The sequence below is a fragment of the Janthinobacterium sp. SUN176 genome, assembly GCF_030587335.1.
Taxonomy (GTDB): Bacteria; Pseudomonadota; Gammaproteobacteria; order Burkholderiales; family Burkholderiaceae_D; genus Janthinobacterium; species Janthinobacterium kumbetense.
Window position 1 is genome coordinate 242,654 of sequence record NZ_JAPWIA010000006.1, and the last position, 22,927, is coordinate 265,580.

The window sequence follows — 22,927 nt, forward strand, 5'->3', positions numbered from 1 at the left end:
TGCAGTATGATCATGGATTCTTCCACGCACCTGTGAATACGCCATGAACAAGATCAAAACCGGCCTGGTCGGCTACGGCTTTGCCGGCTCTACCTTCCACGCTCCCGTGCTGTCCGCCATCGAGGCCCTGGAACTGGCCGCCGTCGCTTCCAGCAAACCGGAGCTCGTGCACAAGGATTGGCCGCACGCGACCGTGTATGCCGAGCCCGCGCAGCTGTTTGCCGATCCGTCCATCGAACTGGTCGTCATCGCCGCGCCCAATGAGGCGCATTTCAGCCTGGCGCAAGCGGCCCTGCAGGCGGGCAAGCACGTGGTGGTGGACAAGCCCTTTACCATTTCCAGCTTTGAAGCACAGAGCCTGATCGCGCTGGCCAAAGAGCGCAAGCTGGTGCTCAGCGTGTATCACAACCGGCGCTGGGATGGCGACTTCCTGACCCTCAAAACGCTGCTGGCGCAGGGTACCCTGGGGCGCATCGCCAGCGTCGAGTCGCATTTCGACCGCTTCCGTCCCGATATCCGCCAGCGCTGGCGCGAGTCTGGCGCACCGGGCGGCGGCTTGCTGTACGACCTGGGTCCGCACATGCTGGACCAGGCCATGCAGCTGTTCGGTCAGCCGGAAAAACTGTACGCCGATATCGCCCTGCAGCGCGACGGCGCGCAGGCTGTAGATTATATGCACCTTGTGCTGTACTACGACCGGCTGCGCGTGGTGCTGCAAGCGGGTTGCCTGGTAAAGGCGCCGACGGCGCGCTTCGCCGTGCATGGCGACAAAGGCAGTTTTGTGAAGTTTGGCCTCGACCCGCAGGAAGACGCCCTGAAGGCAGGCGGCAGGCCGGACCAACCCGGCTGGGGCGTGGATCCCGTGCGCGGCGCCCTGCACCTGGGCACGCAGCCGGACGGCCATTTCGAACACCTCGAGATGCAAGCGGGCCGCTACCAGGACTTTTACCAGGGCATGGCCGACGCCATCCGCCACGGCGCACCGGCGCCCGTGGCAGCCGAAGATGCGGCGGCGACGATACGCCTGATCGAACTGGCGCTGCAAAGCGCCACCGAAGGGCGCGTACTCAAGGTCAGTTGATGACGAAGGCCAGCACCACGGCGCCCAGCGCCAGCAGGGCCAGGCCACAAATGAACAGCAGTTCGCCCCACAATTCGTAGCGCAAGCGCGACTGGCCGGGGCGCAGCGACATGAACGAAAGCACGGCGCTGACGAGAAAGACGATGGCATCGACGGCCAGCAGCTTGTCGATCGCCACGCGCACCTCGCCGCGCGGCGCCAGGTGCCCGATCGACAGCACCGTCATGCATACGCCGACCATCGTCGCCGACGTGGGCAGGATATGGGCAGACAAACCGCGCGCCGGCACGCCCCGCTCGGGCGCCTTGCCATCGCCCGGCATCAAGGCCGGCCCTGATTCGTTCCCGCCGGCCAGACCAGCTCCACGCGCGCGGAGCTGCCCGCCTTGACCTGCACCTTGCGTTCCAACGTCTTGCCGGCCAGGGTGGCGCGCAAGCGGTAGCTGCCCGGCGGCAGTTTCGCCAGCAGGAACGGTCCGCTGGCCGTCGTTTCCAGCACCGACATCCCCTTGGCATCGCTGATCTGCAGCTTCACGTCGGAGGCAAATTCCGCCTTGCCTGCCGCCTGCACGGAAAACACCAGGCTCAGGGGCCAATGCCGGCTGGCGCTCTTGATGGCCGTCGACTCGTCGAGGCCGATGCCGCCGCTCAGGTACTCCACCGCCCCGCTCTTCTGCACGGGCGGTAGTGCGTTATCCGTTTGCGCCTGCGCCGCACTTCCCAGCAACAGCCCGGCGGCCAGCATTGCCGCCGCCAGGCCCAGGGTACCGCGTCTGTTTGATGCCATCTCACTCTCCTCATGTCGGTTGAATCAAGATAGGAAGCGCAGCTTAGGCAGGACTTAGGAAACCATCAACGCCGGCGCATGGCCTCGGCGATCTTCTGGTCCGTCTTGAACTGGCTCAGCGAATACACGGCCCAGATCGTCGCTGGCAGCCAGCCGATCAAGGTGATTTGCAGGATCAGGCAAATGATGCCGGCGATCGGACGACCGATCGTGAAAAAGGTCAGCCACGGGAATATCAGGGCAATCAGCAAGCGCATCGTTCGTTCCTTCAGTATTCCCCTGCGCCGCGGGGACCGGGCCGGCATGCGGCGGTAAAATCCATTGACCTGATTATAACGATACCTGCGCCTCACGCGGCGCGGGTGCCAGTTGTTTTTCCATCCACGCCAGGATGGCGGCGAAGATCTCCTCGCGGTTCAGTTCATTGAAATTCTCGTGATAATTGGCCGGATAGTAGTGATAGTCGAGCAAGCCATCGGGCACGCTGCGCAGCATGCTCTCCGTGGCGCGGCTGTCGGCCAGCTTGTCGTCACCGGCCACCACGGCAAACAGGGGGAAACGCCAGCCCGACAAGCCTCCCGCCAATTCCTTTTGCGCCGACGTCAAGGCATGGGCGAAACGCACCGAGGCGGCACTGGCGCGGATGCCGTCGCGCTCATCCTGGAAATGGCGCGCGGTGATGGTCTGGTCGTGCGTGAGCAGCATGGTCAGGTTCCCCAGCGGCACCTTCATCGTGGGGAAGCGCTGCGCCAGCCAGCCCGACAGCATCTGCAGCACCTTCGGCACGGGAATCGCATTCACGTAATACGGCGATGAGATGACAAAACCCTTGATGGCCGGGTCGCCCGCAAAGCGCCGCAGCCCCAGATGCGTGGCGATCAAGCCGCCCATGGAATGGCCCATGACGAAAATCGGCACGCCTGGATACGCCTGCTTGACCCAGGCGAGGAACAGCTCTTCGTCGTCGAGGAAAGCCTCGAACGATGGGATATCGACCTTGCGCTGGCCATCGTGGCCCACCATGTCGAAGCTGACGGTGGCGATGGCGTGCTGGCGGAAGTACAGCGCCGGCGTGACATAATCGCCCGCATGCGCCATGCCGCCGTGGATCGCCAGGATCACGGCACGTGGCTGTTGTGACCCTGGCGGCTGCCAGATGTGGATGGGCCGCTCGACCTGGTCGCTGCACCGCAGGCTGGCCATCTTGTCTTCTGAAAAACGCATCGCTGCTCCTGTCATGCCCTGTCACGCCTTCAGATGATCGATCAACTGGCGCGCATACAGGGGTAATTCACTGAACTGGCGCACGCAAATCGTCAGATTGCGTACCGACCAGGGATCGGATAATTCCAGGCAGCGCAGTGCCATCGTCTGCTGGCAGCGGCTGGCAGCCGCCAGCGGCACCACGCTGATGCCCACGCCGCTGGCCACCATGCGGCACACGGCATCGAAGCTGCGCAGGCGCACGCGCACCTTCAACGGGCGGCCCAGGCGCGCCGCATGCATGCCCAGATACTGCTGCATCGCGCTGTCGTCGGCCAGGCCGATGAAATCGTGATCCAGCAGCGTGGAGAACGCGACGACACCATCCTGGCCCAGCGCCTGGTGGTGCACGCCGTCGGCCGCGGCGATCACCACCAGGCGGTCGGGGCGAAACAAAAACGTCTGCAAGCCGCGCATGTCCACCGAATCGGACACGATGCCCATGTCGGCCAGTCCTTCCGAGACGGCCTTGACGATATCGTAACTGAGGCGTTCTTCCAGGTCGATGGTCAGGTTCGGATGGCGGTCGAGAAAAGCGCCGAGCGCCTCGGGCAGGAATTCGCTGAGCGCCGCCGTATTGCACAGCAGCCGCAACTGCCCTTTCAAGCCGCGCGCAAACTCTCCAAGCTCGCCGCGCATTTTCTCCATTTGTAGTAAAACGAGGCGCGCGTGATGCAGCAAGGTCTGGCCCACGGGGGTCGGCTCCACGCCGCGCCGCCCGCGCAGCAGCAAGGGCATGCCCAGCATCTCTTCCATGCCGCGCACGCGCGCACTGCTTGAGGCCAGCGCCAGGTGACTGCGCGCGGCGCCCGCCGTCAGGCTGCCCGCCTCCACCACGTTGACAAACAGCTGCAAATCGACCAGATCAAAGCGCATGGCGGCTCTCCTTTTCGCCATCTTATCAGCCTTCGTATTTTACTAAGGCTGACTCAAAATAATCCACCTTGGCGAAATCCGCAAGCGCGCGCAGAATCCACGCAAAATCACTGTGGGATGAAAAAGATGGAGACGTCATTTCTGCTGGCTGTTGGCGCCAGTTTCCTCGTCGCTGGCTTCGTCAAGGGCGTAGTCGGCCTGGGGCTGCCGACGGTGGCCATGGGCACGCTCAGCCTCGTCATGCCGCCCGTGCAGGCAGCCGCCCTGCTGATCGTGCCGTCGATGGTGACGAATGTCTGGCAACTGGCGGCCGGCCCCGGCCTGCGCGCCCTGCTGCGGCGCTTGTGGCCCATGCTGACCGCCGTCATGGCGGGCACGCTGGCCGGCGGTGCCCTGCTGCCGGCCGACAGCGGCGCCTGGGCCATCGTCGCGCTGGGCGTGGCGCTGATGCTGTATGCGCTGGCGGGCCTGTTCTCGCTGCAGTTGCGCGTGCCCGCGCGGCACGAAGCGTGGCTGGGGCCCGTGGCAGGCGCGGTAACGGGACTGGTGACGGCCGCCACGGGTGTCTTCGTCATCCCCGCCGTGCCGTATCTGCAGGGACTGGGGCTGGCGCGCGATGCGCTGGTGCAGGCGCTGGGCCTGGCGTTTACGGCGTCGACCGTGGCGCTGGCGGCCAGCCTGGCCTTGCACGGCGACTTCAGTCTCGGTGCGGCCGGCGCGTCGGCGTATGCGCTGCTGCCGGCGCTGGCCGGCATGCTGGGCGGTCAATGGCTGCGCGGGCGCATCGCGCAACCGGTATTCAAGCGATGCTTTTTTATCGGCCTGTTCGCCCTGGGTTTGCATGCGGCGCTCAAACCATGGCTGGCGTGATGCAGATAGACTGGCAAGGGGACAGCGCGCTGTGCGCGTGGATCGACGGCCAGCAGGTGGCCATGCTCGACATCAGCAAGTGCGCGAACGGGGTGACGGTGAACATGCTGTTCGTGAAACCGCCGTTCCGCCGGCGCGGCATCGGCGGCGCACTGCTGCGGCGGTTATTGCAATGCCATCCGCAGGCCAGCGCCGCCTGCAGCGACCCGCGGCTGCGGGCCCTGCTGGACAAGACTACTTAAATCCCATACTTGGCGCGGTATGCCGAAACAGCCTCTTTATGCTTCAACAGTTCCGGATCGGCGCCCGCACCATTCAGGTAGCCGAACAAATCGTCCAGGTTGCCGATCGAGATGACGGGGATGCCATACTGTTTCGACACTTCCTGCACCGCCGAACTTGGCGACAGCTGGCCATCCGGGCCCGAGCGCTCCATGCGGTCCAGGGCGATCAGCACGGCGCATGGCTCGGCGCCGGCGGCGCGGATCATGTCCACCGATTCGCGCACCGAGGTACCGGCCGAGATCACATCGTCAATGATGACAACTTTGCCATGCAATTTGGCGCCGACGATGGTGCCGCCTTCGCCATGGTCCTTGGCTTCCTTGCGGTTGAAGGCGAACGAAGTGTTGCGGCCCTTGCCAGCCAGCGCCACGGCGGTGGCCGAGGCCAGGGTGATGCCCTTGTAGGCGGGACCGAACAGCATGTCGAATTCCACGCCCGAATCGAGCAGGGTCTGCGCGTAGAACTGCGCCAGCTCGGCCAGGGTGGCGCCGTCGTGGAACAGGCCCGCATTGAAGAAGTACGGCGACTGGCGTCCGGCCTTGGTGGTGAACTCGCCAAACCGCAAGACTCCCTTGGATACTGAAAACGCGATAAACTGCTGGCGTAAATTATTCACATTAGCCTCATTTTTTAAAAGTGCCTGTATTTTAATCCGCGCGCACCGGCGAGACAATCGCCATGCCGCGCCCGCCGGCCCCGTCCAGCGCCCTTTCACTCTAGACCTATGCCAAAAATTATCTCCGCCAACCTGAACGGCATCCGTTCCGCCGCCAAAAAAGGCTTTTTCAACTGGATGGGCACGCAGACGGCCGATTTCATCTGCGTGCAGGAATTGAAGGCGCAACTGCCCGACATGACGCCGGAATTCCTCAACCCGCACGGCTATCATGGCCATTTCCACTACGCCGAGAAAAAGGGCTATTCCGGCACGGGCGTGTACAGCAAGGTGGAACCGGACGCCGTGCATATCGGCTTCGGCAGCCCTGAATTCGACGCCGAAGGCCGCTACGTGCGCTGTGATTTTGGCAACCTGTCCATCATTTCCGTGTACTGCCCGTCCGGTTCGTCCGGCCCGGAGCGCCAGGAAGCCAAGTTCCGCTTCATGGAACTGTTCCTGCCGCATTTGCTGGAATTGAAGGCGCTGGGCCGCGAAGTGGTCATCTGCGGCGACTGGAATATCGCCCACCACGAAATCGACCTGAAGAACTGGAAGGGTAACAAGAAAAATTCCGGCTTCCTGCCGGAAGAACGCGCCTGGCTGACGCGCGTCTTCGACGAAGTGGGCTTTGTCGACGTACACCGCGGCCTGGACAAGCGCGAAGACCAGTACACGTGGTGGAGCAACCGCGGACAAGCCTACGCGAAAAACGTGGGCTGGCGCATCGACTACCACGTCGCCACGCCCGGCATCGCGGCCCAGGCGCATACGGTCAGCGTCTACAAGGACGAGCGCTTCTCCGACCACGCGCCGCTGATCATCGACTACACGCTCAAGGCGTAAGCGCCGCTACAGGCTGCGCCGGCTTTCAAAATGGCGCGGCGCGCCGCTCAACGGGTCCGTGAAATCGATCGCGCGCGCCAGCAGCTGCAAGGGCTGCGACATATCGTCCTCCTTGCACGGCAGGGCCACCGGGTAAAACGCATCGTTGACGATGGGGATGCCCAGCGACGCCAGGTGCACGCGCAGCTGATGCTTGCGCCCCGTGTGCGGCTGCAGCCGGTACAGATTCAACTCGCCACGCCGCTCGATCACGTCGATGACGGTTTCCGAGTTCGGCTCGCCCGCTTCCTCGCGCATGAGGAAAAACTGCTCACCCTCGACCATGCGGCTGCGGTAGGTAAATGGAAAATCGCGGCCATCGAGGCGCGGCGCCAGCGCCTCGTACGTCTTGCGCACTTCGCGGCGCTGGAACAGCGATTGATAGGCGCCGCGACTGGCCACCTGGCGCGAAAAAATCACCACGCCAGCCGTCTCGCGGTCGAGGCGGTGGATCGGCGTCAGGTCGGCGCAGTCCAGGGTTTTCTTCAGGCGCGTCAGCAGGGTCTCCTGCACGAAGCGTCCGGCCGGCGTCATGGGCAGGAAGTGCGGCTTGTCGACCACCACCAGGTGTTCATCCTGGAACAGGATCTCTTCCTGGAAGGGGATCGGCGTTTCCCGCTCCAGCTCGCGGTAGTAAAAAATGCGCATGCCGCGCTTGTAGGCGCTGCCAGGGCCCAGCACCGCACCGTCGCCGTTCACCACTTCGCCGCGCGCCATGCGGTCCCGCCATTGCGCGGCGCTGATCTGCGGATAGCGCTCCAGCAGAAACGACAGCATGTCGGGCCACTGCCCTTCCGGCAGCCACAGGTAACTGGGCGCCACGCCGTCGCGCATGGGCAACGGCGCCGCTGCCGGCTTGTTGCCGGGACTGCGTACAGACATCCTAGCGCTGCGCGATGGCATTGCTGCGGTATGGCGGCAGGGCGTCCACGCTGACGCCCTTGCTGCGCGCGTACAGGGGCAGCACTTGCGCCATGTGGCTGTTCATCTGCGAGATGCGGTCCTTGCCCGACGGGTGAGTCGAGAGGAATTCCGGCGGCGCGCCCGCGCTCACGGCCGCCATCTTCTGCCACAGCACCACGCCGGCGCGCGGATCGAAACCGGCGCGCGCGGCCAGATCCATGCCGATCAGGTCCGCTTCACGTTCATCGTCGCGCGAAAACTTCAGCATCACGCCCTTGGCCGCCATGTTCGTGGCGGTGCTGGTCAGATTCGGGTCGACGCCGAGCCAGGCTGACAGGCCGGCACCCACCAGCTTCGAGCCGACGGCAGCCAGGTTGCCCTTGCCAGCCTGCGCTTGCGAGTGTTCGCGCAAGGCGTGCGAAATTTCATGGCCCATGACGACGGCCACTTCATCGTCGGTCAGGTTCAGTTTGGTGATGATCCCGCTGTAAAAAGCGATTTGCCCGCCCGGCATGCAAAAGGCGTTGACCTCGTCCGAGTTGAGCAGGTTGATCTGCCAGTTCCAGTTGGCCGCCGCATCGTTCCAGCGCGTGGCAAACGGGATGATGCGCTGGGCGATGGCGCGCAGGCGTTTCACTTGCGGATCGCTGTCCGGCACCAGCGCGTTTTTTTCCTTCGCTTCGTTGACCAACTGCGTATATTGCTGCTTCGATTCCGCATTGAAATCGGTGCCGCCGGCAAAAATGCGCGACGTCGACAAGGGACGCACCTTGATGCCATCCTGTACCGTTGCCTGCTGGGCGTAGACGGACAGGGGCGCCAGCGCCGTGACCGCGCACAGGCTGGCCAGGACGGTGTAACGTTTAAGGGATATTGGTGCCATTGGCAGACCTCCATGGAGCGATTTTAGGCAGCATCATCATGGCCGGGAAGGCCAGGAAGAAGCACACGATGAAAAACGAGAACCAGCCCAGCTCGGCGACCAGGAAGCCCACCGAGGCATTGATCAGGGTGCGCGGCACGGCGCTCAGGCTGGAAAACAGCGCATATTGCGTGGCCGTGTAGCGCGGGTCCGTGGTGCGCGACAGGAACGCGACAAAGGCGGCTGCACCCAGGCCCAGGCTGGCGAAAGCTTCAAAACCGATCACGGCGCTCAATAGCATGGTGTTCGGCCCCACCTGCGCCAGCCAGGCAAATCCCAGAATCGCAATCGCCTGCAGCGCGCCAAACACCCACAGGCCCCGGTTGATGCCCAGCTTGAGCATCCACACGCCGCCCACCACGCCGCCGGCCAGGCTGGCCCAGAAACCCGTGGTGTTGGCGGCCAGGCCGATCTGCGTCATGGAAAAGCCCAGGTCCAGGTAAAACTTCGTCGCCAGCGCCGTGGCCATGCTGTCGCCGATTTTATAGAGTAATACGAAAGCGAGAATCCACATTGCGTTACGCCAACCATCACGCGCGATGAATTCCTGGAATGGCAAGATGATCGCTTCGCGCATGGTCTTCGGCGGCGAGCCATACACGGTCGGCTCCCTGATCAACAAAGTGCACACGAGGCCCGGCAGCATGAAGGCGGCCGTGATCCAGAACACGGGCTGCCACGGCATGCGGTCGGCCAGGATCAGCGACAGCGCGCCCGGCACCATGCCCGCCACCTTGTACGCGTTGACGATGACGGCGGCGCCCAGGCCCTGCTCGTTATCGCTGAGGATTTCGCGCCGGTAGGCGTCGATGACGATATCCTGGCTGGCAGACAGAAAAGCCACGCCGCCGGCAGCGGCCGCGATCAGGCCGATCTGCGTGAGCGGATCGAGCATGCCCATGCCGCCGATGGAAAAGAACAGCGCCACCTGCGTCAGGGCCATCCAGCCGCGCCGGCGTCCCAGGCCCAGGATGCGGTAGCGGTCCATCAGGGGCGCCCACAGGAATTTCCAGATATACGGGAACTGCACCAGGGCGAACAGCCCCAGCGCCTTGACGTTCAATCCCGACTTGGCCAGCCATGCCTGCAGCAGGTACAGCAGGATGAACAGGGGCAGGCCGGAACTGAAGCCCAGCACCAGCACGGCCAGCATGCGGCCATTGGCATAGGAACGCCAGCCTGGCGCCGGGATTGTGCTCATCAATGCACCGCTTTTTTACGCAGGCGGAAGACGGCCAGGTCGCCGCGCAGGTTTGGCAGCACGGAAACCATCTTGCCTTCGGCCAGGGCCACGCATTCGATCACTTCCAGGCCGCATTCCTCGGCCAGTTCGCGGAAGTCGTTGATCGTTGCGCAGCGCACGTTGGGCGTGTCGTACCACTGGTAGGGCAACGATTTCGACACGGGCATGCGCCCTTTCAGCAATGCCACGCGGTGCGGCCAGTAGGCGAAGTTGGGGAACGAGACGATGGCTTCGGCGCCCACGCGCACGATGTCGCGCAGCAGCGGCTCGACCTGCTTCATCATCTGCAGGGACGACAGGCACAGCACCGTATCGAAGCTGTTGTCGCCAAAGACGGCCAGGCCTTTTTCCATGTCCTGCTGGATCACATTGACGCCGCGCAAAGTACTGGCCAATACCTTGTCGTCGGCGATCTCGATGCCGTAACCGCTGCACTCCTTGTCGCTTTGCAGGTACTGCAGCATCACGCCGTCGCCGCAGCCCACGTCCAGCACATGCGCGTTGTCCGGCACCCAGTGGGCGATGAAGGCCAGGTCGGGGCGCAGCGCGCTCAATTCGTCAAAAGTCATGCGGTCTCCTTCGCGCCCTGGCGGACGGCGGTGTGCTGTGCAGGAGCGGGCAAGCCCGCCCCGATGTCGTTCCATACCTGGCCATAGTAGGCGCGCACCATGTTCATGTAGCGCGCATCTTCCAGCAGGAAGGCGTCGTGGCCGTGCGGCGCGTCGATTTCCGCATACGTGACCTGGCGGCGGTTGCAGACGAGCGCTTCGACGATTTCGCGGCTGCGCTCGGGCGAGAAGCGCCAGTCGGTGGAAAACGAGGCGAGGAAGAACTTGGCCTTGGTGCCCGACAGGGCCTTGGCCAGGTCGCCGCCGTGTGCGCGCGCCGGGTCGAAATAATCGAGCGCCTTGGTGATCAACAGATACGTGTTGGCGTCGAAGTATTCGGAGAATTTGTCGCCCTGGTAGCGCAAATACGATTCGATCTCGAAGTCGATGCCGAAGCCGAACTTGTAATCGCCCGTCTGCGCCGCATCGCGCAGCTTGCGGCCGAATTTCTCGGCCATGTCGTCATTCGACAGATAGGTGATATGACCCACCATGCGCGCCACACGCAAGCCGTTCTTCGGCACCACGCCGTGGGCATAGAAGTCGCCGCCATGGTAATCGGGGTCGGACAGGATGGCCTGGCGGGCCACGTCATTGAAAGCGATGTTTTGCGCCGACAGCTTGGCGGTCGAGGCGATCACCACGCAGTGGCGCAGGCGCTCGGGGAACATGATGCTCCACGCCAGCGCCTGCATGCCGCCCAGCGAACCGCCCATCACGGCGGCAAACTGTGTGATGCCCAGTTCATCGGCCAGGCGCGCCTGCGCGCTGACCCAGTCTTCCACCGTGACAACGGGGAAGGAGGCGCCGTACGGCTTGCCGGTGGCGGGATTGGTGTGCATGGGGCCCGTCGAACCGAAGCAGGAACCCAGGTTGTTGACGCCGATGACGAAGAATTTGTTGGTGTCGAGCGGCTTGCCCGGTCCCACCATATTGTCCCACCAGCCCGTGCTTTTCGGCTCGTCCGCATACACGCCAGCCACGTGGTGCGAGGCGTTCAGGGCGTGGCAGACCAGCACCGCGTTCGATTTGTCGGCGTTCAAGGTGCCGTAGGTTTCATACATCAACATATAGTCTTGCAGCGATGCTCCGCTTTGCAGCTGCAAGGGTTGCGCAAAATACATGGTTTGCGGCGAAACAATTCCAATGGATGACATGTGTGTCGGTTTATAAAAGGGGGGCGGCCCCACGGGCCATGGTCGATGCAGCACCGCGATGATAGGTGCTGCAACTTTAGCATCAGGGCACCTCTTGCCGCGCGCGAGGTGTCCTGATGCTGATAAGGTGACAGTTTACATGAGCTGCAGTTGCTGGACAGCTTCCGCGATCACATTTGGTTCCATGGAACGCATAATTTTGCGCATTTGTGGCGCAATCAGGCCAAGATCGCTGTTGAGTATCTCTTGCTTGACCGCCAACAGCTGGGCCGGATGCATGGAAAACTCGCGCAGCCCCATGCCCAGCAGCAAGCGCGTGAGCTTCACGTCGCCCGCCATCTCGCCGCAGACTGCCACGTCGATGCCCGCCTTGTGGCCGGCGGCGATCGTCATGGAGATCAGTTGCAGCACGGCCGGGTGCAGCGGATTGTACAAATGCGCCACTTCATAGTCTACGCGGTCGATGGCCAAGGTGTACTGGATCAGGTCATTCGTGCCGATCGACAGGAAATCCATGCGCTTGACGAACATGGGCAAGGCCAGCGCGGCTGCAGGAATCTCGATCATGGCGCCCACTTCGACCTCGTCGTCGAACTTGACGCCGTCCTCGCGCAGGCTGGCCTTCGCTTGCGCGATCATGGCCAGCGACTGGTCGATCTCGAACGCATGCGCCAGCATGGGAATCAGGATGCGCACCTTGCCGAAGGCGGAGGCGCGCAAAATGGCGCGCAGCTGCGTCAGGAACAGCTGCGGCTCGGCCAGGCAGTAGCGGATGGCGCGCAAGCCCAGGGCGGGATTCAAGGCCGTATGGTCGGACTGGTCGAGCGGCTTGTCGGCGCCGATGTCGAGCGTGCGGATGGTCACCACGCGCCCTTTCATCGATTGCACCGTGTTGCGGTAAGCCTCGAACTGCTCGTCCTCGGTGGGAATCTTGTGCGCGCGGCCCATGAACAGGAATTCGGAGCGGAACAGGCCCACGCCGCTGGCGCCCGATTCCAGCGCGAACGGGCAATCCTCGGGCAGTTCGATATTCGCCAGCAGGGTAATCGGCGTGCCGCACCTGGTGACGGCCGGCGTCTTCTTCAGCTTGCCCAGCTTCTTGCGCGCGCGCTGCATGGCCACCTGGCGCTCGCGGTACTGTTCCAGCACCAGGGGACTGGGGTTGGCGATCACCACGCCTGCGTCGCCGTCGATGATCAGCCAGTCGTCCTGCTCGATCAGCATCGACGCCTGCGACATGCCGACGGCGGCCGGGATATCCAGGCTGCGCGCGACGATGGCCGTGTGCGAGTTCTGACCGCCCACGTCGGTGATGAAGCCGATGAAGGAGCGGTCGCGGAACTGCAGCATGTCGGCCGGCGAGATATCGTGGGCGACGACGATCATCTGCGCCAGCAATTCATCGTCGGCGGGCGCTTTCGGCAGCAGCTGTTCCGTGCCCAGCAAGACCTTCAGCACGCGTTCGGCCACTTGCTGGATGTCGGCCTTGCGTTCGCGCAAATACGGGTCTTCGATTTCATCGAACTGCGCCGATAATTCATCAATCTGCGTCAACAGCGCCCATTCGGCGTTGTAGTGGCGCGAACGGATGATGTCGAGCGGCGCTTCGGCGATCATCGGGTCCGACAGGATCAACGCATGCACGTCGATGAACGCGCCCAGTTCCGTGGGGGCGTCCTTCGGCAGCTCGTTCCACAGGGTTTGCAGCTCCTTGTGGACGGCGGCGATGGCGTTTTGCAAACGCTGGACTTCCGCTTCGATCTGTTCCTGGGCGACCAGGTAGTGTTTGACGTCAAGGGCGGCCGGCGCCAGCAGATGCGCGCGGCCAATGGCGATGCCGCGGGAGACCGGGATGCCGTGGAGCGTGAAAGATGCCATGGGGTGACCTGTCGGAATGCGGCTGCGGCTGCGTTCGGCGGGCATTACTCGCCTTCGCCAAACCTGTCATTAATCAGGGCGGTGAGCGCATCGACACATGCCTGCTCATCATCGCCCTCGGCTTCCAGGGTCACTTTTGCGCCCTTGCCGGCGGCCAGCATCATCACGCCCATGATGGACTTGGCGTTGATGCGGCGCGCGTTGCGGGTCAGCCAGACGTCGCTCTTGAACTTGGCGGCGAGCTGGGTAAATTTGGCGGAGGCGCGTGCGTGCAATCCCAGCTTGTTGATGATTTCGAGTTCTCTTTGAATCATTTTTGTATGGTCTCTATCCCTGAATGCACTACGCTGATGACAATCTTGGCCTATAAAAACCGCCGCCTTCAGGGCGGCGGCCATGCACTTCCTTATTCTCCCACGCGGATACGGTTATCGACGCGCACGGCGCCGCTTTGCGCACCGGCCAGCGCCATCTCCACCACCACGTCGAGCGTGTCGCGGCGATACGTGATGGCGCGCAGCAGCATCGGCAGGCTGATGCCGGCGATGACTTCCACCCGCCCCGCATCGGCCAGCTTGTTGCAGCAGTTCGACGGCGTGCCGCCCTTCACGTCGGTAATCACCAGCACGCCGGAGCCGTCGTCGAGGCGGCAGATGGCGTCCGACGCCAGCTTTTGCACTTCCGCCAGGTCCTGGTCGGCGACGACGTCGATGGCTTCAAACCGTTCCGTTGGCCCGCGAAACACATGCGCGCAGGCGGCGATGAAGGCCTGTCCCAGCGGTGCATGTGTCATGAGCAAAATCCCTACCATAGTCATTTCACCTTCTAGCGCTGCTGCGCTTGCGCAACGCCATGCTCGACGGCGTCGACAAACATGGCCGCCACGTCAAAGCCCGTCTGCTGCATGATTTCCTGGAAGCAAGTCGGGCTGGTGACATTGACTTCCGTCAGATAGTCGCCGATCACGTCCAATCCTACCAGCATCAGGCCACGCGCGGCCAGGATCGGGCCCAGCTTTTCCGCGATTTCCAGGTCGCGCGCCGTCAAGGGTTGCGCCACGCCCGTGCCGCCGGCGGCCAGGTTGCCCCGCACTTCCCCCGCCTGCGGGATACGCGCCAGCGAAAACGGCACCGGCTTGCCGCCGATGACGAGGATGCGCTTGTCGCCCTTGACGATGTCGGGAATAAACCGCTGCGCCATGATGGTCTGCGCGCCGTTCTCGCTCAGGGTCTCGATGATGGCGCCCAGGTTCAGGCCATCGGCCTTGACGCGGAAGATGCCCGTGCCGCCCATGCCGTCGAGCGGCTTGAAGATGACGTCCTGGTGCTTGGCGTGGAAAGCGCGCAGGCGCGCTTCGTTCGACGTCACCAGGGTCGGCGAGGTGAATTCGGAAAACTGGGCAATGGCCAGCTTTTCATTGTTGTCGCGGATGGCGGACGGCTTGTTGAAGACGTGCGCGCCCTGCTTTTCCGCCAGTTCCAGCAGATACGTACCGTACACGTACTCCATGTCGAACGGCGGGTCCTTGCGCTCGATGATGGCGTCCAGGGCCGACAGGCGCACTTCTTCGGTGGAAACGACCTTGTACCAGTCGTGCTCGTCGCCCGTCAGCTCGATATGTTTCACCAGTGCCGTGACGATGCCCTCTTCCAGCGCCATGTCCTTCTGTTCGAAGGCGTACACGGCGTGGCCGCGTTTGGCCGCCTCGCGCATCATGGCGAAGGTGGAATCTTTGTAAGTCTTGAAGCCTGCCAGCGGGTCGGCAAGGAATGCAATTTTCATGGTGCGTCCAATCGGGGAGCCTGGATAAGGAATGCTTGATTCTAGCCGAGATCGCCGGGCGCGGTAGTCACCGCGCCCGGCAAGCCGCAGGGATGGATCAATACACCTCGGGATTCGGGTCCGTGCGCTCCATTTCCAGCGACGCGGCCAGCAAGGCCAGGCGCGCCACCACGCCATACACATAGAAGCGGTTCGGCGCGGCCGTGCCCGGCTTGGCCTTCAAGTCCGGCACGGCATGCTGCTGGGCAAATGCCAGCGGCACGTACTGCGAGCCGGGCGCGTTCAGGTTCTGGTCCACGCCCTTTTCCGCGTGCACGCGGTAGAAACCGCCCACCACATAGCGGTCGATCATGTACACGACCGGCTCGGCCACGGCATCCTTGATGCTTTCAAAGGTCGGCACGCCTTCCTGGATGATGACATCGGTGACAACCTTGCCGTCCTTGACAATGGACATCTTGTCGCGCTGCTTGCGCGACAGGTCACGCACTTCGCTGGCGTCGCGCACCGTCATGATGCCCGTGCCATACGTGCCCGCATCGGGCTTGACGATGACGAAGGGCTTTTCCTTGATGCCGTATTCCTTGTATTTCTTGCGGATCTTGGCCAGCAGCACGTCGACGCTGGCGGCCAGCGCATCTTCGCCCTCGCCTTCCTGGAAGTTCACGTCGCTGCACTTGGCGTGGAAGGGGTTGAGCATCCACGGGTCGACATCGATCATCTTGCCGAATTTTTTCACCACTTCATCGTAGGCCGTGTAGTGGTTGCTCTTGCGGCGCAAGGCCCAGCCCGCATGCAAGGGCGGCAGCAGGCTTTGCTCATGAATATTTTGCAAGATATCGGGAATGCCGTCCGACAAGTCGTTATTCAGAAGAATCGTGCACGGGTCGAAATCCTTCAAGCCCAGGCGGCGGCCATTGTTCAGGCGCACGAGGGGCTCGATGACGAGCATGTTGCCATCTGGCAACGCCAACGGTGTCGGCTGGGTGATGTCGGGCGACCACGAGCCGAAGCGCACGTGCAGCCCCGTCTGGCGGAATATCTGCATCAATCGCGCCACGTTCTGCAGGTATTGCGGCGTGGTGTTGTGCAATTCCGGCACGATCAGCAGGTTGCGGGCATCCGGGCAATACTTGTCGATGGCGGCCATGGCCGCCTGCACGGACAAGGGCAGCATTTCCGTCGCCAGGTTGTGGAAACCGCCAGGGAACAGATTGGTATCGACGGGCGCCAGCTTGTAGCCCGCATTACGCAAGTCTACCGAGCAATAGAAGGGCGGCGTGTGCTCTTGCCACTCCATGCGAAACCAGCGCTCAATGGCCGGCGTCGCGGCCAGAATCTTTTTTTCGAGGTCGAGCAGCGGTCCGGTCAGGGCCGTGACGAGATGGGGAACCATAGTTACATCCTTAAATTATGTGCAGTATTCAAAAAAGCACACAGAACTGCCGACTATATTACCGTGTAAGTACCCCAAATCGGGGCAAAAGCCTTGTTTTAAAGACCTTTTCCATTCCCACAACGAAAAAAAGGCACCTCAATGAGGCGCCTTTTCCAGCAGGACATGCCGCGCCGGGGCGCTGGCATGCCAGATAATTGCTATTTAGCCATGATACGCTTGCTCGCCGTGGCTGGTGATATCGAGGCCTTCGCGCTCTTCTTCTTCCGGTACGCGCAGGCCGATGACGATGTCGACCAGTTTATAGGCAACGAGGGAAACCAGGGCCGACCAGACGATGGTGGTGCCGACCGCTTGCGCCTGCACCCACACCTGGTGGCCGATCGAGTACGGATCCGCCGACATCTTGTTGGTGACATAGTCGAAGATGCCCTGGCCGCCCAGTTGTGGTGCAGCAAACACACCCGTCAGCAAGGCGCCCAGGATACCGCCCACGCCATGCACGCCGAATACGTCGAGCGAATCGTCGGCGCCGATCAGGCGTTTCAGGCCATTCACGCCCCACAGGCAGACGACACCGGCCAGCAAGCCGATGACCAGGCCGCCCATCGGGCCGACAAAGCCGGCCGCCGGGGTGATCGCCACCAGGCCGGCCACGGCGCCGGACGCGCCACCGAGCATGGAAGGCTTGCCCTTGGAAATCCATTCGCCAAACACCCACGACAGGGTGGCGGCGGCCGTTGCCAGCAAGGTATTGACGAAAGCCAAAGCCGCCACGTCGCCTGCTTCCAGCGAGGAACCGGCATTGAAACCGAACCAGCCCACCCACAGCAGCGACGCGCCGATCATGGTCATCGTCAGCGAGTGCGGCGCCATCGATTCGCGGCCGTAACCGACGCGCTTGCCGATCATGATGGCCCCCACCAGGCCGGCGACAGCGGCGTTGATGTGCACCACGGTGCCGCCGGCGAAGTCCAGCGCGCCTTTTTGCCAGATCCAGCCCGCCTTCAGGGCTTCGCTGGCCGAGGTGGCGGCGTTGGTGATCAGGTCCGGACCGGTCCAGAACCACACCATGTGGGCCGCTGGCAGGTAGGCGAACGTGAACCACAGCACGACGAAGGCCAGCACGGCGGCAAACTTGGCGCGCTCGGCAAAGGCGCCGACGATCAGCGCGCAGGTGATGGCGGCAAACGTGCCCTGGAAAGCGACGAAGACGAACTCGGGAATGACGACACCCTTGCTGAAGGTGGCGGCGGCGGCAAACGTGCCCTTGGCCGGATCCCAGATGCCGTTCAGGAACAGGCGGTCGAAGCCACCGAAGAAGGCGGTTTTTTCCGTGAAGGCAATCGAGTAGCCGTAGATGCACCACAGGACGATGACCAGCGCGAACACCATGAACACTTGCATCAGCACCGACAGCATGTTTTTCGAGCGCACCAGGCCGCCGTAGAACAGGGCCAGGCCGGGGATCGTCATCAAGATCACCAGCAAGGTGCTGATCATCATGAAACTGGTGTCGCCCTTGTTGGCAACGGGCGCGGCGGCTGGCGCGGCAGCGGCCGGGGCTGGAGCGGCGGCAGCCGGAGCGGCTGCGTCAGGCACGGGCGTCACAGCCGGGGCGGCAACGGCCGCGGTCGTGGCCGCCTCCGTCTTGGCGGGCGCATCGGCAAAGCTCGGCGTGGCGACGCCAAACGCACACAGACAGGCTATCCCGGCTAGCAATTTTGTTATATTTTTATGCATCAATATTCCCCTTAGAGCGCTTCGTTGCCGGTTTCACCGGTACGGATGCGGATGACCTGTTCCAGGTTGTAGACGAAAATCTTGCCATCACCGATTTTACCGGTACGCGCGGCGCCTTCGATCGCTTCGATGGCCTGGTCGACAATGGCGTCATCGACGGCCGCTTCAATCTTGGTTTTTGGCAAGAAATCAACGACATACTCGGCGCCACGGTAGAGTTCCGTGTGACCTTTCTGGCGGCCGAAACCCTTGACTTCCGTGACGGTAATGCCTTGCACATTGATAGCCGACAAAGCTTCGCGTACTTCGTCCAGTTTGAACGGTTTAATGATTGCAGTAATCATTTTCATGGCTGTCTCGCTTAAAAGGTTTTCGATACGGTCAGCACGAGACCGGATTTCGCCAGATTCTTGCCATTCGGTGCCAGCGATACGATATTGGCCTTGACGACCGCCAGGGCAACGGTCGCCATGCCGAAGTCCTTGGTCACGCCGATCTTGTAATCGCTGTAGCTGAGGGAATCGTTGTGTTCTACCTTCTGGCGCCCGGCGTGCAGATTCAAGATGTAACCGTCGTGCACCTCGACGTTGGCGCCCACGTCGAGGTAGCCGCTGTTCTTGCTGTCGGCCACGCCGAACAGATTGGTGGTCGAATGCGAGTACTTGATGTACGCGGGGCCATAACCCAGCTGGCCGTACAGCTCGAAGGTGTTGGCATTGGTGCTCAGTCCATTCGATGGGTAGAAGTAGTACAGGCCGCCCACGTCATAGGTAAAATCCTTGCTGATCTCGCCCCGCTTGCCGCCGTAGATATCCCATTCCAGATTGGTATCGCCGCCGCCGTCCTTGATCCATTTGATGCTCGACAGCCAGGTGCCCACATACAGGCCCGTCGGGTTATGGGTATAGTCGGCACCGCCGCTGATGGCCGGGTTCAAGCGGCTTTGCGAGATGCCGCGGTAACGGTAATCGCTGGTCAGCGCCACGTTGTAGCTCACCACGTTATCAGGTACCGCTTCGGCCACAGCAGGCGCCGCCACTGCATCCTGGGCCATGGCGCTACCGCACAAGGCGGTCATGGCCAGCGTCAACGCTGCAGCTAAAGTCATGTTCTTGGACAGATTCTTCATGGCGATTCCCTTTTATTGAACTTTTAAAGCGGTTGAGGTTTAAAATCTTGGCTGGAGATCACAAAGCGTTCATACCTTCTTTAGCAGAATACGTGCCAGCTCTATTGCCACCTTGACAGGTGCATTTCCGTCCATACATACCCTGCACACGGCCAGGAATGCGGCAACGGACTGCTGAAGCACAATGAAGCGCCCAGTTTCGCACCAGATTAACGCTGCTGTGCACCGCAATGGTGCGATGCACAGGCCGCACCATAAAAGGACTGACCATGGACATGAATACCTTCTTTAACGACTTGCAGGGCAAGATCCATCAAGCCATCGAAAACTCGCCGGCCAAGGATATCGAGAAAAATGTGAAATCGATGATGACCCAGGGCTTCGCCCGCCTCGATCTCGTCACGCGCGAGGAATTCGATATCCAGGCGCAAGTGCTGGCCAAGACCCGTGCCAAACTGGATGCACTGGAATTGCGTCTGATCGAACTGGAAACGCGCCTGAACGATCCAAAAGCCTGAACCGCTGCTGCACGCAGGGCGCCGTAATCGGCGACCTTGCTGGCATACCTCAAGCCTCACACCTTTTCAAGCGCTAGACTGATCCTGCCCGCGTCCGCGCTACAGGGGAGTCTGATGAGCCTGGCCGTCCTGAAAAGCCGCGCCCTGGCCGGCATGGAGGCGCCCGAGGTAAGTGTCGAAGTCCACCTTGCCAATGGCTTGCCTTCGTTTACGATTGTCGGCCTGCCGGATACGGAAGTGAAGGAGTCGCGCGACCGTGTGCGTGCCGCGTTGCAAAACTGCGGCTTCGAGATGCCGGCGCGGCGCATCACGGCCAATCTGGCGCCGGCAGACTTGCCCAAGGAATCGGGCCGCTTCGACTTGCCCATCGCACTGGGCATCCTGGCTGCCTCCGGCCAGTTGCCGGGCGACCAATTACAGCACTATGAATTCGCGGGCGAACTGTCGCTGTCTGGCCAGTTGCGTCCCATCCGCGGCGCCCTGGCCATGACCTTTGCCATGCAGCGCAGCCAGTCGGGCACGCCACGCGCCTTCATCCTGCCGCAGGCGAACGCGGACGAGGCGGCTCTCGTCAGCGATGCCTGCATCTATCCCGCCCACAGCCTGCTCGAGGTCTGTGCGCATTTTGCCAGGCACGCCAGCCAGACTGCCCTGCAACGCCACCAGCCCGTGCTGGCACCGCACGCTTTTCCCTATCCCGACTTTGCCGACGTGCAAGGGCAGCTGCAGGCACGACGCGCACTGGAAGTGGCGGCAGCGGGCGGTCACAACATCCTGATGGTGGGACCACCGGGCGCAGGCAAGACCATGCTGGCCAGCCGCTTCCCTGGCGTGCTGCCGCCCATGAGCGATGAAGAGGCGCTGGAATCGGCGGCCGTGCATTCGCTGGGCAGCCACTTCAAGGTGGAGCATTGGAAACGGCGGCCCTACCGCGCCCCGCACCAGACGGCGTCCGGCGTAGCCCTGGTGGGCGGCGGCAACGTGCCGCGCCCGGGAGAAATCTCGCTGGCCCACTGCGGCGTGCTGTTTCTCGATGAAATTGCCGAATTCCACCGCCGGGTGCTCGACGTGCTGCGCCAGCCCATGGAATCGGGCGTGATCAGCATTTCACGCGCGGCACGCCAGGCCGAGTTTCCTGCCCGTTTTCAATTGATTGCCGCCATGAATCCCTGCCCGTGCGGCTATCTGGGGCACGCTTCCGGCCGTTGCCGCTGCACGCCAGACGCCGTATTGCGCTATCACAATCGTCTGTCGGGCCCGCTGCTCGACCGTATCGACCTGCAGATTGAAGTGGCCGCCATGCCGCCCGCGGCGCTGGGGCGACGTGCAGGCGCCGGCGAAAGTACGCAAGCGATCGCCGCGCGGGTAGCGGCAGCCTATGCCTTGCAGCTGGTACGCCAGGGAAAGGCGAACCAGCAGCTGAGCAACACGGAAATCGAACAACATTGTCGCCTGGAACCACATGGCGAACAGTTGTTACATGGCGCCATGACGCGCCTGCACTGGTCGGCGCGCACCTACCACCGGGTGCTGCGCGTGTCGCGCAGTATCGCGGACTTGGCGGGCAGCCCCGCCATCACGCAACCGCATGTTGCCGAAGCGATCCAGTACCGGCGCGTACTGCGCGAGATATAAGGCAAGCGGTGAACCCTACACGTGCACGATTGCGCGTGATTGGCAGCGCTGCTACCATCTGCTGATGAAAAAAACATCACTTGCCCTCTTTCTGGCTACGCTCGCGGCCGCCAGCATCCTGTCCGCCTGCAGTCCGAAATTCGACTGGCGCGACTATCGCAGCCCCGACGCCCAGTTTACGGCCCTGTTTCCGGGCAAGCCGGCCGTGCTGACGCGCGAGATCGATCTCGACGGCAAGAAAGTCAGCCTGACCATGACGGCCAGCGAGGTCGATGGCAATACCTTCGCCATCGGCAGTGCCATGCTCGACAGTGCGGAACAGGCACAAACGGCCCTGCCCGCCATGCAGACAGCCCTGTTGAAAAATATCAATGGTGTCGTGCGCAGCGAGAAATCCGCATCGACGGCCAGCAGCACGGCGGCCGGTAGCCATCAACGCAGCGCGCTGAGCGTCGAAGCGACGGGGACGCAGCAGGGCAAGCCCGTCCTGCTGGTCGGCCGTTTTGTGGCGCAGGACAAACGCATCTTCCAGATCATCATACTCGGTGAAGAAAGCAAGCTGTCGCGTGACACCATCGACACGTTCATGGACTCGGTGAAACTGGATTGAGACTTAACGATCGCTTAAACGGATGTTTTCACGGTAAACACGCTCTTGTAAATACGTGCGTTGTCCAACAGATGGCCCTATCCGGCTTGCAAATGTGCAATCCGGGCAATCGGACGGCCTGTGCGACATTTCAAGTCGTGATATTGTTTCAACACTAACAACAAGTTTCAGAAAGCGCTTATGTTGATCTCATTCAAATCCAAATCCTCCCCAGAAGTGCTGATGTACCAGGAGCATGCCCAGCGCATCCTCGACATCCTGCACAAGAACCCCACGCGCGGCGTCATCACGCCAGCGGAAGCGGGCGATGCCCTGGCCCTGCTGGAAAAAGAAGTCGCGGAAAGCAAACTGCATCCGGAAAATGACATCGAACACGATGCGCATACGCCGGAAACGCTGGAAGACGGTGAAACAGGCGCCCATGCGCGCGCACAAAAAGTGCATTTTTCGCAGCGCGCCTATCCTTTGATGGAAATGCTGCGCTCGGCCAAGGCGGAAGGTGAAAGCATCACCTGGGGCATCTGATCCGATGAATGCTGCAGACGAAAAAAAACCCCGCACCTAGCGGGGTTTTTTTATATAACAAGCCTGACGATAACCTACTTTCACACTGGTTGCAGCACTATCATCGGCGCAAAGTTGTTTCACGGTCCTGTTCGGGATGGGAAGGGGTGGGACCAACTTGCTATGGTCATCAGGCAT

At 62.3% G+C, this 22,927-nt stretch carries 27 protein-coding genes and 1 rRNA gene; 8 read left to right on the forward strand and 20 right to left on the reverse strand.

Annotated features, from left to right (window positions below; all coding sequences use genetic code 11):
* Positions 1–43 precede the first annotated feature (43 nt).
* Positions 44–1,081: an oxidoreductase gene (locus O3299_RS26405; protein ID WP_305063547.1), complete on the forward strand. Its 1,038-nt coding sequence runs from the start codon at positions 44–46 to the stop codon at positions 1,079–1,081.
* Here the strand turns inward: O3299_RS26405 and O3299_RS26410 are convergent.
* From O3299_RS26410 to O3299_RS26430, 5 genes are all read right to left on the reverse strand, one after another.
* Positions 1,074–1,403 (reverse strand): hypothetical protein, encoded by a 330-nt coding sequence (locus tag O3299_RS26410; protein WP_305063557.1) that lies wholly within the window; start codon positions 1,401–1,403, stop codon positions 1,074–1,076. The genes O3299_RS26405 and O3299_RS26410 overlap by 8 nt on opposite strands.
* Positions 1,403–1,867: a carboxypeptidase regulatory-like domain-containing protein gene (locus tag O3299_RS26415; RefSeq protein ID WP_289900457.1), complete on the reverse strand. Its 465-nt coding sequence runs from the start codon at positions 1,865–1,867 to the stop codon at positions 1,403–1,405. The genes O3299_RS26410 and O3299_RS26415 overlap by 1 nt, the downstream gene beginning before the upstream one ends.
* A gap of 65 nt (positions 1,868–1,932) precedes the next feature.
* The gene (locus tag O3299_RS26420; protein ID WP_305063548.1) at positions 1,933–2,124 is read right to left on the reverse strand and encodes a YqaE/Pmp3 family membrane protein; all 192 of its coding nucleotides are present in this window, start codon (positions 2,122–2,124) and stop codon (positions 1,933–1,935) included.
* A 73-nt stretch (positions 2,125–2,197) separates the two neighbouring features.
* Positions 2,198–3,091, reverse strand: a complete 894-nt coding sequence (locus O3299_RS26425) for an alpha/beta fold hydrolase (protein WP_099665549.1) — start codon at positions 3,089–3,091, stop codon at positions 2,198–2,200.
* A 21-nt stretch (positions 3,092–3,112) separates the two neighbouring features.
* Positions 3,113–4,006, reverse strand: coding sequence for a LysR substrate-binding domain-containing protein (locus O3299_RS26430; RefSeq protein WP_305063549.1), 894 nt, complete (start codon positions 4,004–4,006; stop codon positions 3,113–3,115).
* A gap of 126 nt (positions 4,007–4,132) precedes the next feature.
* Here O3299_RS26430 and O3299_RS26435 point away from each other — a divergent pair, with 126 nt between their 5' ends.
* Both O3299_RS26435 and O3299_RS26440 read left to right on the forward strand, forming a co-directional pair.
* Entirely contained in the window at positions 4,133–4,876 is a 744-nt protein-coding gene (locus O3299_RS26435) for a sulfite exporter TauE/SafE family protein (RefSeq protein ID WP_305063550.1), read from the forward strand.
* Complete coding sequence (locus O3299_RS26440) at positions 4,876–5,118, forward strand: GNAT family N-acetyltransferase (protein WP_305063551.1); 243 nt, start codon at positions 4,876–4,878, stop codon at positions 5,116–5,118. The genes O3299_RS26435 and O3299_RS26440 overlap by 1 nt, the downstream gene beginning before the upstream one ends.
* Here the strand turns inward: O3299_RS26440 and pyrE are convergent.
* Positions 5,115–5,777: an orotate phosphoribosyltransferase gene (gene pyrE, locus O3299_RS26445; RefSeq protein ID WP_071079536.1), complete on the reverse strand. Its 663-nt coding sequence runs from the start codon at positions 5,775–5,777 to the stop codon at positions 5,115–5,117. The two genes, O3299_RS26440 and pyrE, sit on opposite strands and share 4 nt — an antisense overlap.
* Before the next feature lie 108 nt (positions 5,778–5,885).
* Here pyrE and O3299_RS26450 point away from each other — a divergent pair, with 108 nt between their 5' ends.
* A complete protein-coding gene (locus tag O3299_RS26450) occupies positions 5,886–6,662 on the forward strand; it encodes an exodeoxyribonuclease III (RefSeq protein ID WP_305054537.1) in 777 nt (258 codons plus the stop codon).
* A 6-nt stretch (positions 6,663–6,668) separates the two neighbouring features.
* Here the strand turns inward: O3299_RS26450 and O3299_RS26455 are convergent, their stop codons facing one another.
* The 13 genes from O3299_RS26455 to O3299_RS26515 form a co-directional block, all read right to left on the reverse strand.
* Positions 6,669–7,583: a pseudouridine synthase gene (locus tag O3299_RS26455; protein ID WP_305054536.1), complete on the reverse strand. Its 915-nt coding sequence runs from the start codon at positions 7,581–7,583 to the stop codon at positions 6,669–6,671.
* Between the two features lies 1 nt (position 7,584).
* On the reverse strand, positions 7,585–8,487 hold the full coding sequence (locus O3299_RS26460) for a M48 family metallopeptidase (protein WP_077399370.1): 903 nt from the start codon (positions 8,485–8,487) through the stop codon (positions 7,585–7,587).
* Complete coding sequence (locus tag O3299_RS26465) at positions 8,468–9,727, reverse strand: AmpG family muropeptide MFS transporter (RefSeq protein WP_305054535.1); 1,260 nt, start codon at positions 9,725–9,727, stop codon at positions 8,468–8,470. Before O3299_RS26465 ends, O3299_RS26460 begins: the two co-directional genes overlap by 20 nt.
* Positions 9,727–10,338 (reverse strand): methionine biosynthesis protein MetW, encoded by a 612-nt coding sequence (gene metW, locus O3299_RS26470; protein WP_099665555.1) that lies wholly within the window; start codon positions 10,336–10,338, stop codon positions 9,727–9,729. The genes O3299_RS26465 and metW overlap by 1 nt, the downstream gene beginning before the upstream one ends.
* Positions 10,335–11,534 (reverse strand): homoserine O-acetyltransferase, encoded by a 1,200-nt coding sequence (locus O3299_RS26475; protein ID WP_099665556.1) that lies wholly within the window; start codon positions 11,532–11,534, stop codon positions 10,335–10,337. The genes metW and O3299_RS26475 overlap by 4 nt, the downstream gene beginning before the upstream one ends.
* A gap of 135 nt (positions 11,535–11,669) precedes the next feature.
* Entirely contained in the window at positions 11,670–13,412 is a 1,743-nt protein-coding gene (gene ptsP / locus O3299_RS26480; protein ID WP_289919765.1) for a phosphoenolpyruvate--protein phosphotransferase, read from the reverse strand.
* A gap of 44 nt (positions 13,413–13,456) precedes the next feature.
* Entirely contained in the window at positions 13,457–13,726 is a 270-nt protein-coding gene (locus O3299_RS26485) for an HPr family phosphocarrier protein (protein ID WP_034749416.1), read from the reverse strand.
* Positions 13,727–13,818: 92 nt separating this feature from the next.
* Complete coding sequence (locus O3299_RS26490) at positions 13,819–14,223, reverse strand: PTS sugar transporter subunit IIA (protein ID WP_035824452.1); 405 nt, start codon at positions 14,221–14,223, stop codon at positions 13,819–13,821.
* A 14-nt stretch (positions 14,224–14,237) separates the two neighbouring features.
* Positions 14,238–15,194 (reverse strand): glutathione synthase, encoded by a 957-nt coding sequence (gene gshB, locus O3299_RS26495; protein ID WP_305054534.1) that lies wholly within the window; start codon positions 15,192–15,194, stop codon positions 14,238–14,240.
* A 97-nt stretch (positions 15,195–15,291) separates the two neighbouring features.
* Positions 15,292–16,590 carry a glutamate--cysteine ligase gene (gshA, locus tag O3299_RS26500; protein ID WP_077399358.1) on the reverse strand — a complete coding sequence of 433 codons (1,299 nt, stop codon included), beginning with the start codon at positions 16,588–16,590 and terminating at the stop codon, positions 15,292–15,294.
* Positions 16,591–16,794: 204 nt separating this feature from the next.
* On the reverse strand, positions 16,795–18,333 hold the full coding sequence (locus O3299_RS26505) for an ammonium transporter (protein ID WP_285817187.1): 1,539 nt from the start codon (positions 18,331–18,333) through the stop codon (positions 16,795–16,797).
* 11 nt (positions 18,334–18,344) lie between these two features.
* A complete protein-coding gene (locus tag O3299_RS26510) occupies positions 18,345–18,683 on the reverse strand; it encodes a P-II family nitrogen regulator (RefSeq protein WP_010393464.1) in 339 nt (112 codons plus the stop codon).
* 11 nt (positions 18,684–18,694) lie between these two features.
* Entirely contained in the window at positions 18,695–19,462 is a 768-nt protein-coding gene (locus O3299_RS26515; protein ID WP_099665559.1) for a TorF family putative porin, read from the reverse strand.
* A gap of 269 nt (positions 19,463–19,731) precedes the next feature.
* Here O3299_RS26515 and O3299_RS26520 point away from each other — a divergent pair, with 269 nt between their 5' ends.
* The 4 genes from O3299_RS26520 to O3299_RS26535 all read left to right on the forward strand — a co-directional run bounded on the left by O3299_RS26520 (position 19,732) and on the right by O3299_RS26535 (position 22,750).
* On the forward strand, positions 19,732–19,980 hold the full coding sequence (locus tag O3299_RS26520) for an accessory factor UbiK family protein (protein ID WP_035824443.1): 249 nt from the start codon (positions 19,732–19,734) through the stop codon (positions 19,978–19,980).
* Positions 19,981–20,094: 114 nt separating this feature from the next.
* On the forward strand, positions 20,095–21,615 hold the full coding sequence (locus O3299_RS26525) for a YifB family Mg chelatase-like AAA ATPase (protein WP_305063552.1): 1,521 nt from the start codon (positions 20,095–20,097) through the stop codon (positions 21,613–21,615).
* A gap of 64 nt (positions 21,616–21,679) precedes the next feature.
* The gene (locus O3299_RS26530; RefSeq protein WP_305063553.1) at positions 21,680–22,225 is read left to right on the forward strand and encodes a hypothetical protein; all 546 of its coding nucleotides are present in this window, start codon (positions 21,680–21,682) and stop codon (positions 22,223–22,225) included.
* Positions 22,226–22,405: 180 nt separating this feature from the next.
* Positions 22,406–22,750, forward strand: a complete 345-nt coding sequence (locus tag O3299_RS26535; RefSeq protein ID WP_071325465.1) for a DUF1840 domain-containing protein — start codon at positions 22,406–22,408, stop codon at positions 22,748–22,750.
* A gap of 61 nt (positions 22,751–22,811) precedes the next feature.
* Here O3299_RS26535 and rrf read toward each other — a convergent pair.
* Positions 22,812–22,924: ribosomal RNA gene (rrf, locus tag O3299_RS26540) — 5S ribosomal RNA — on the reverse strand.
* Positions 22,925–22,927 lie beyond the last annotated feature (3 nt).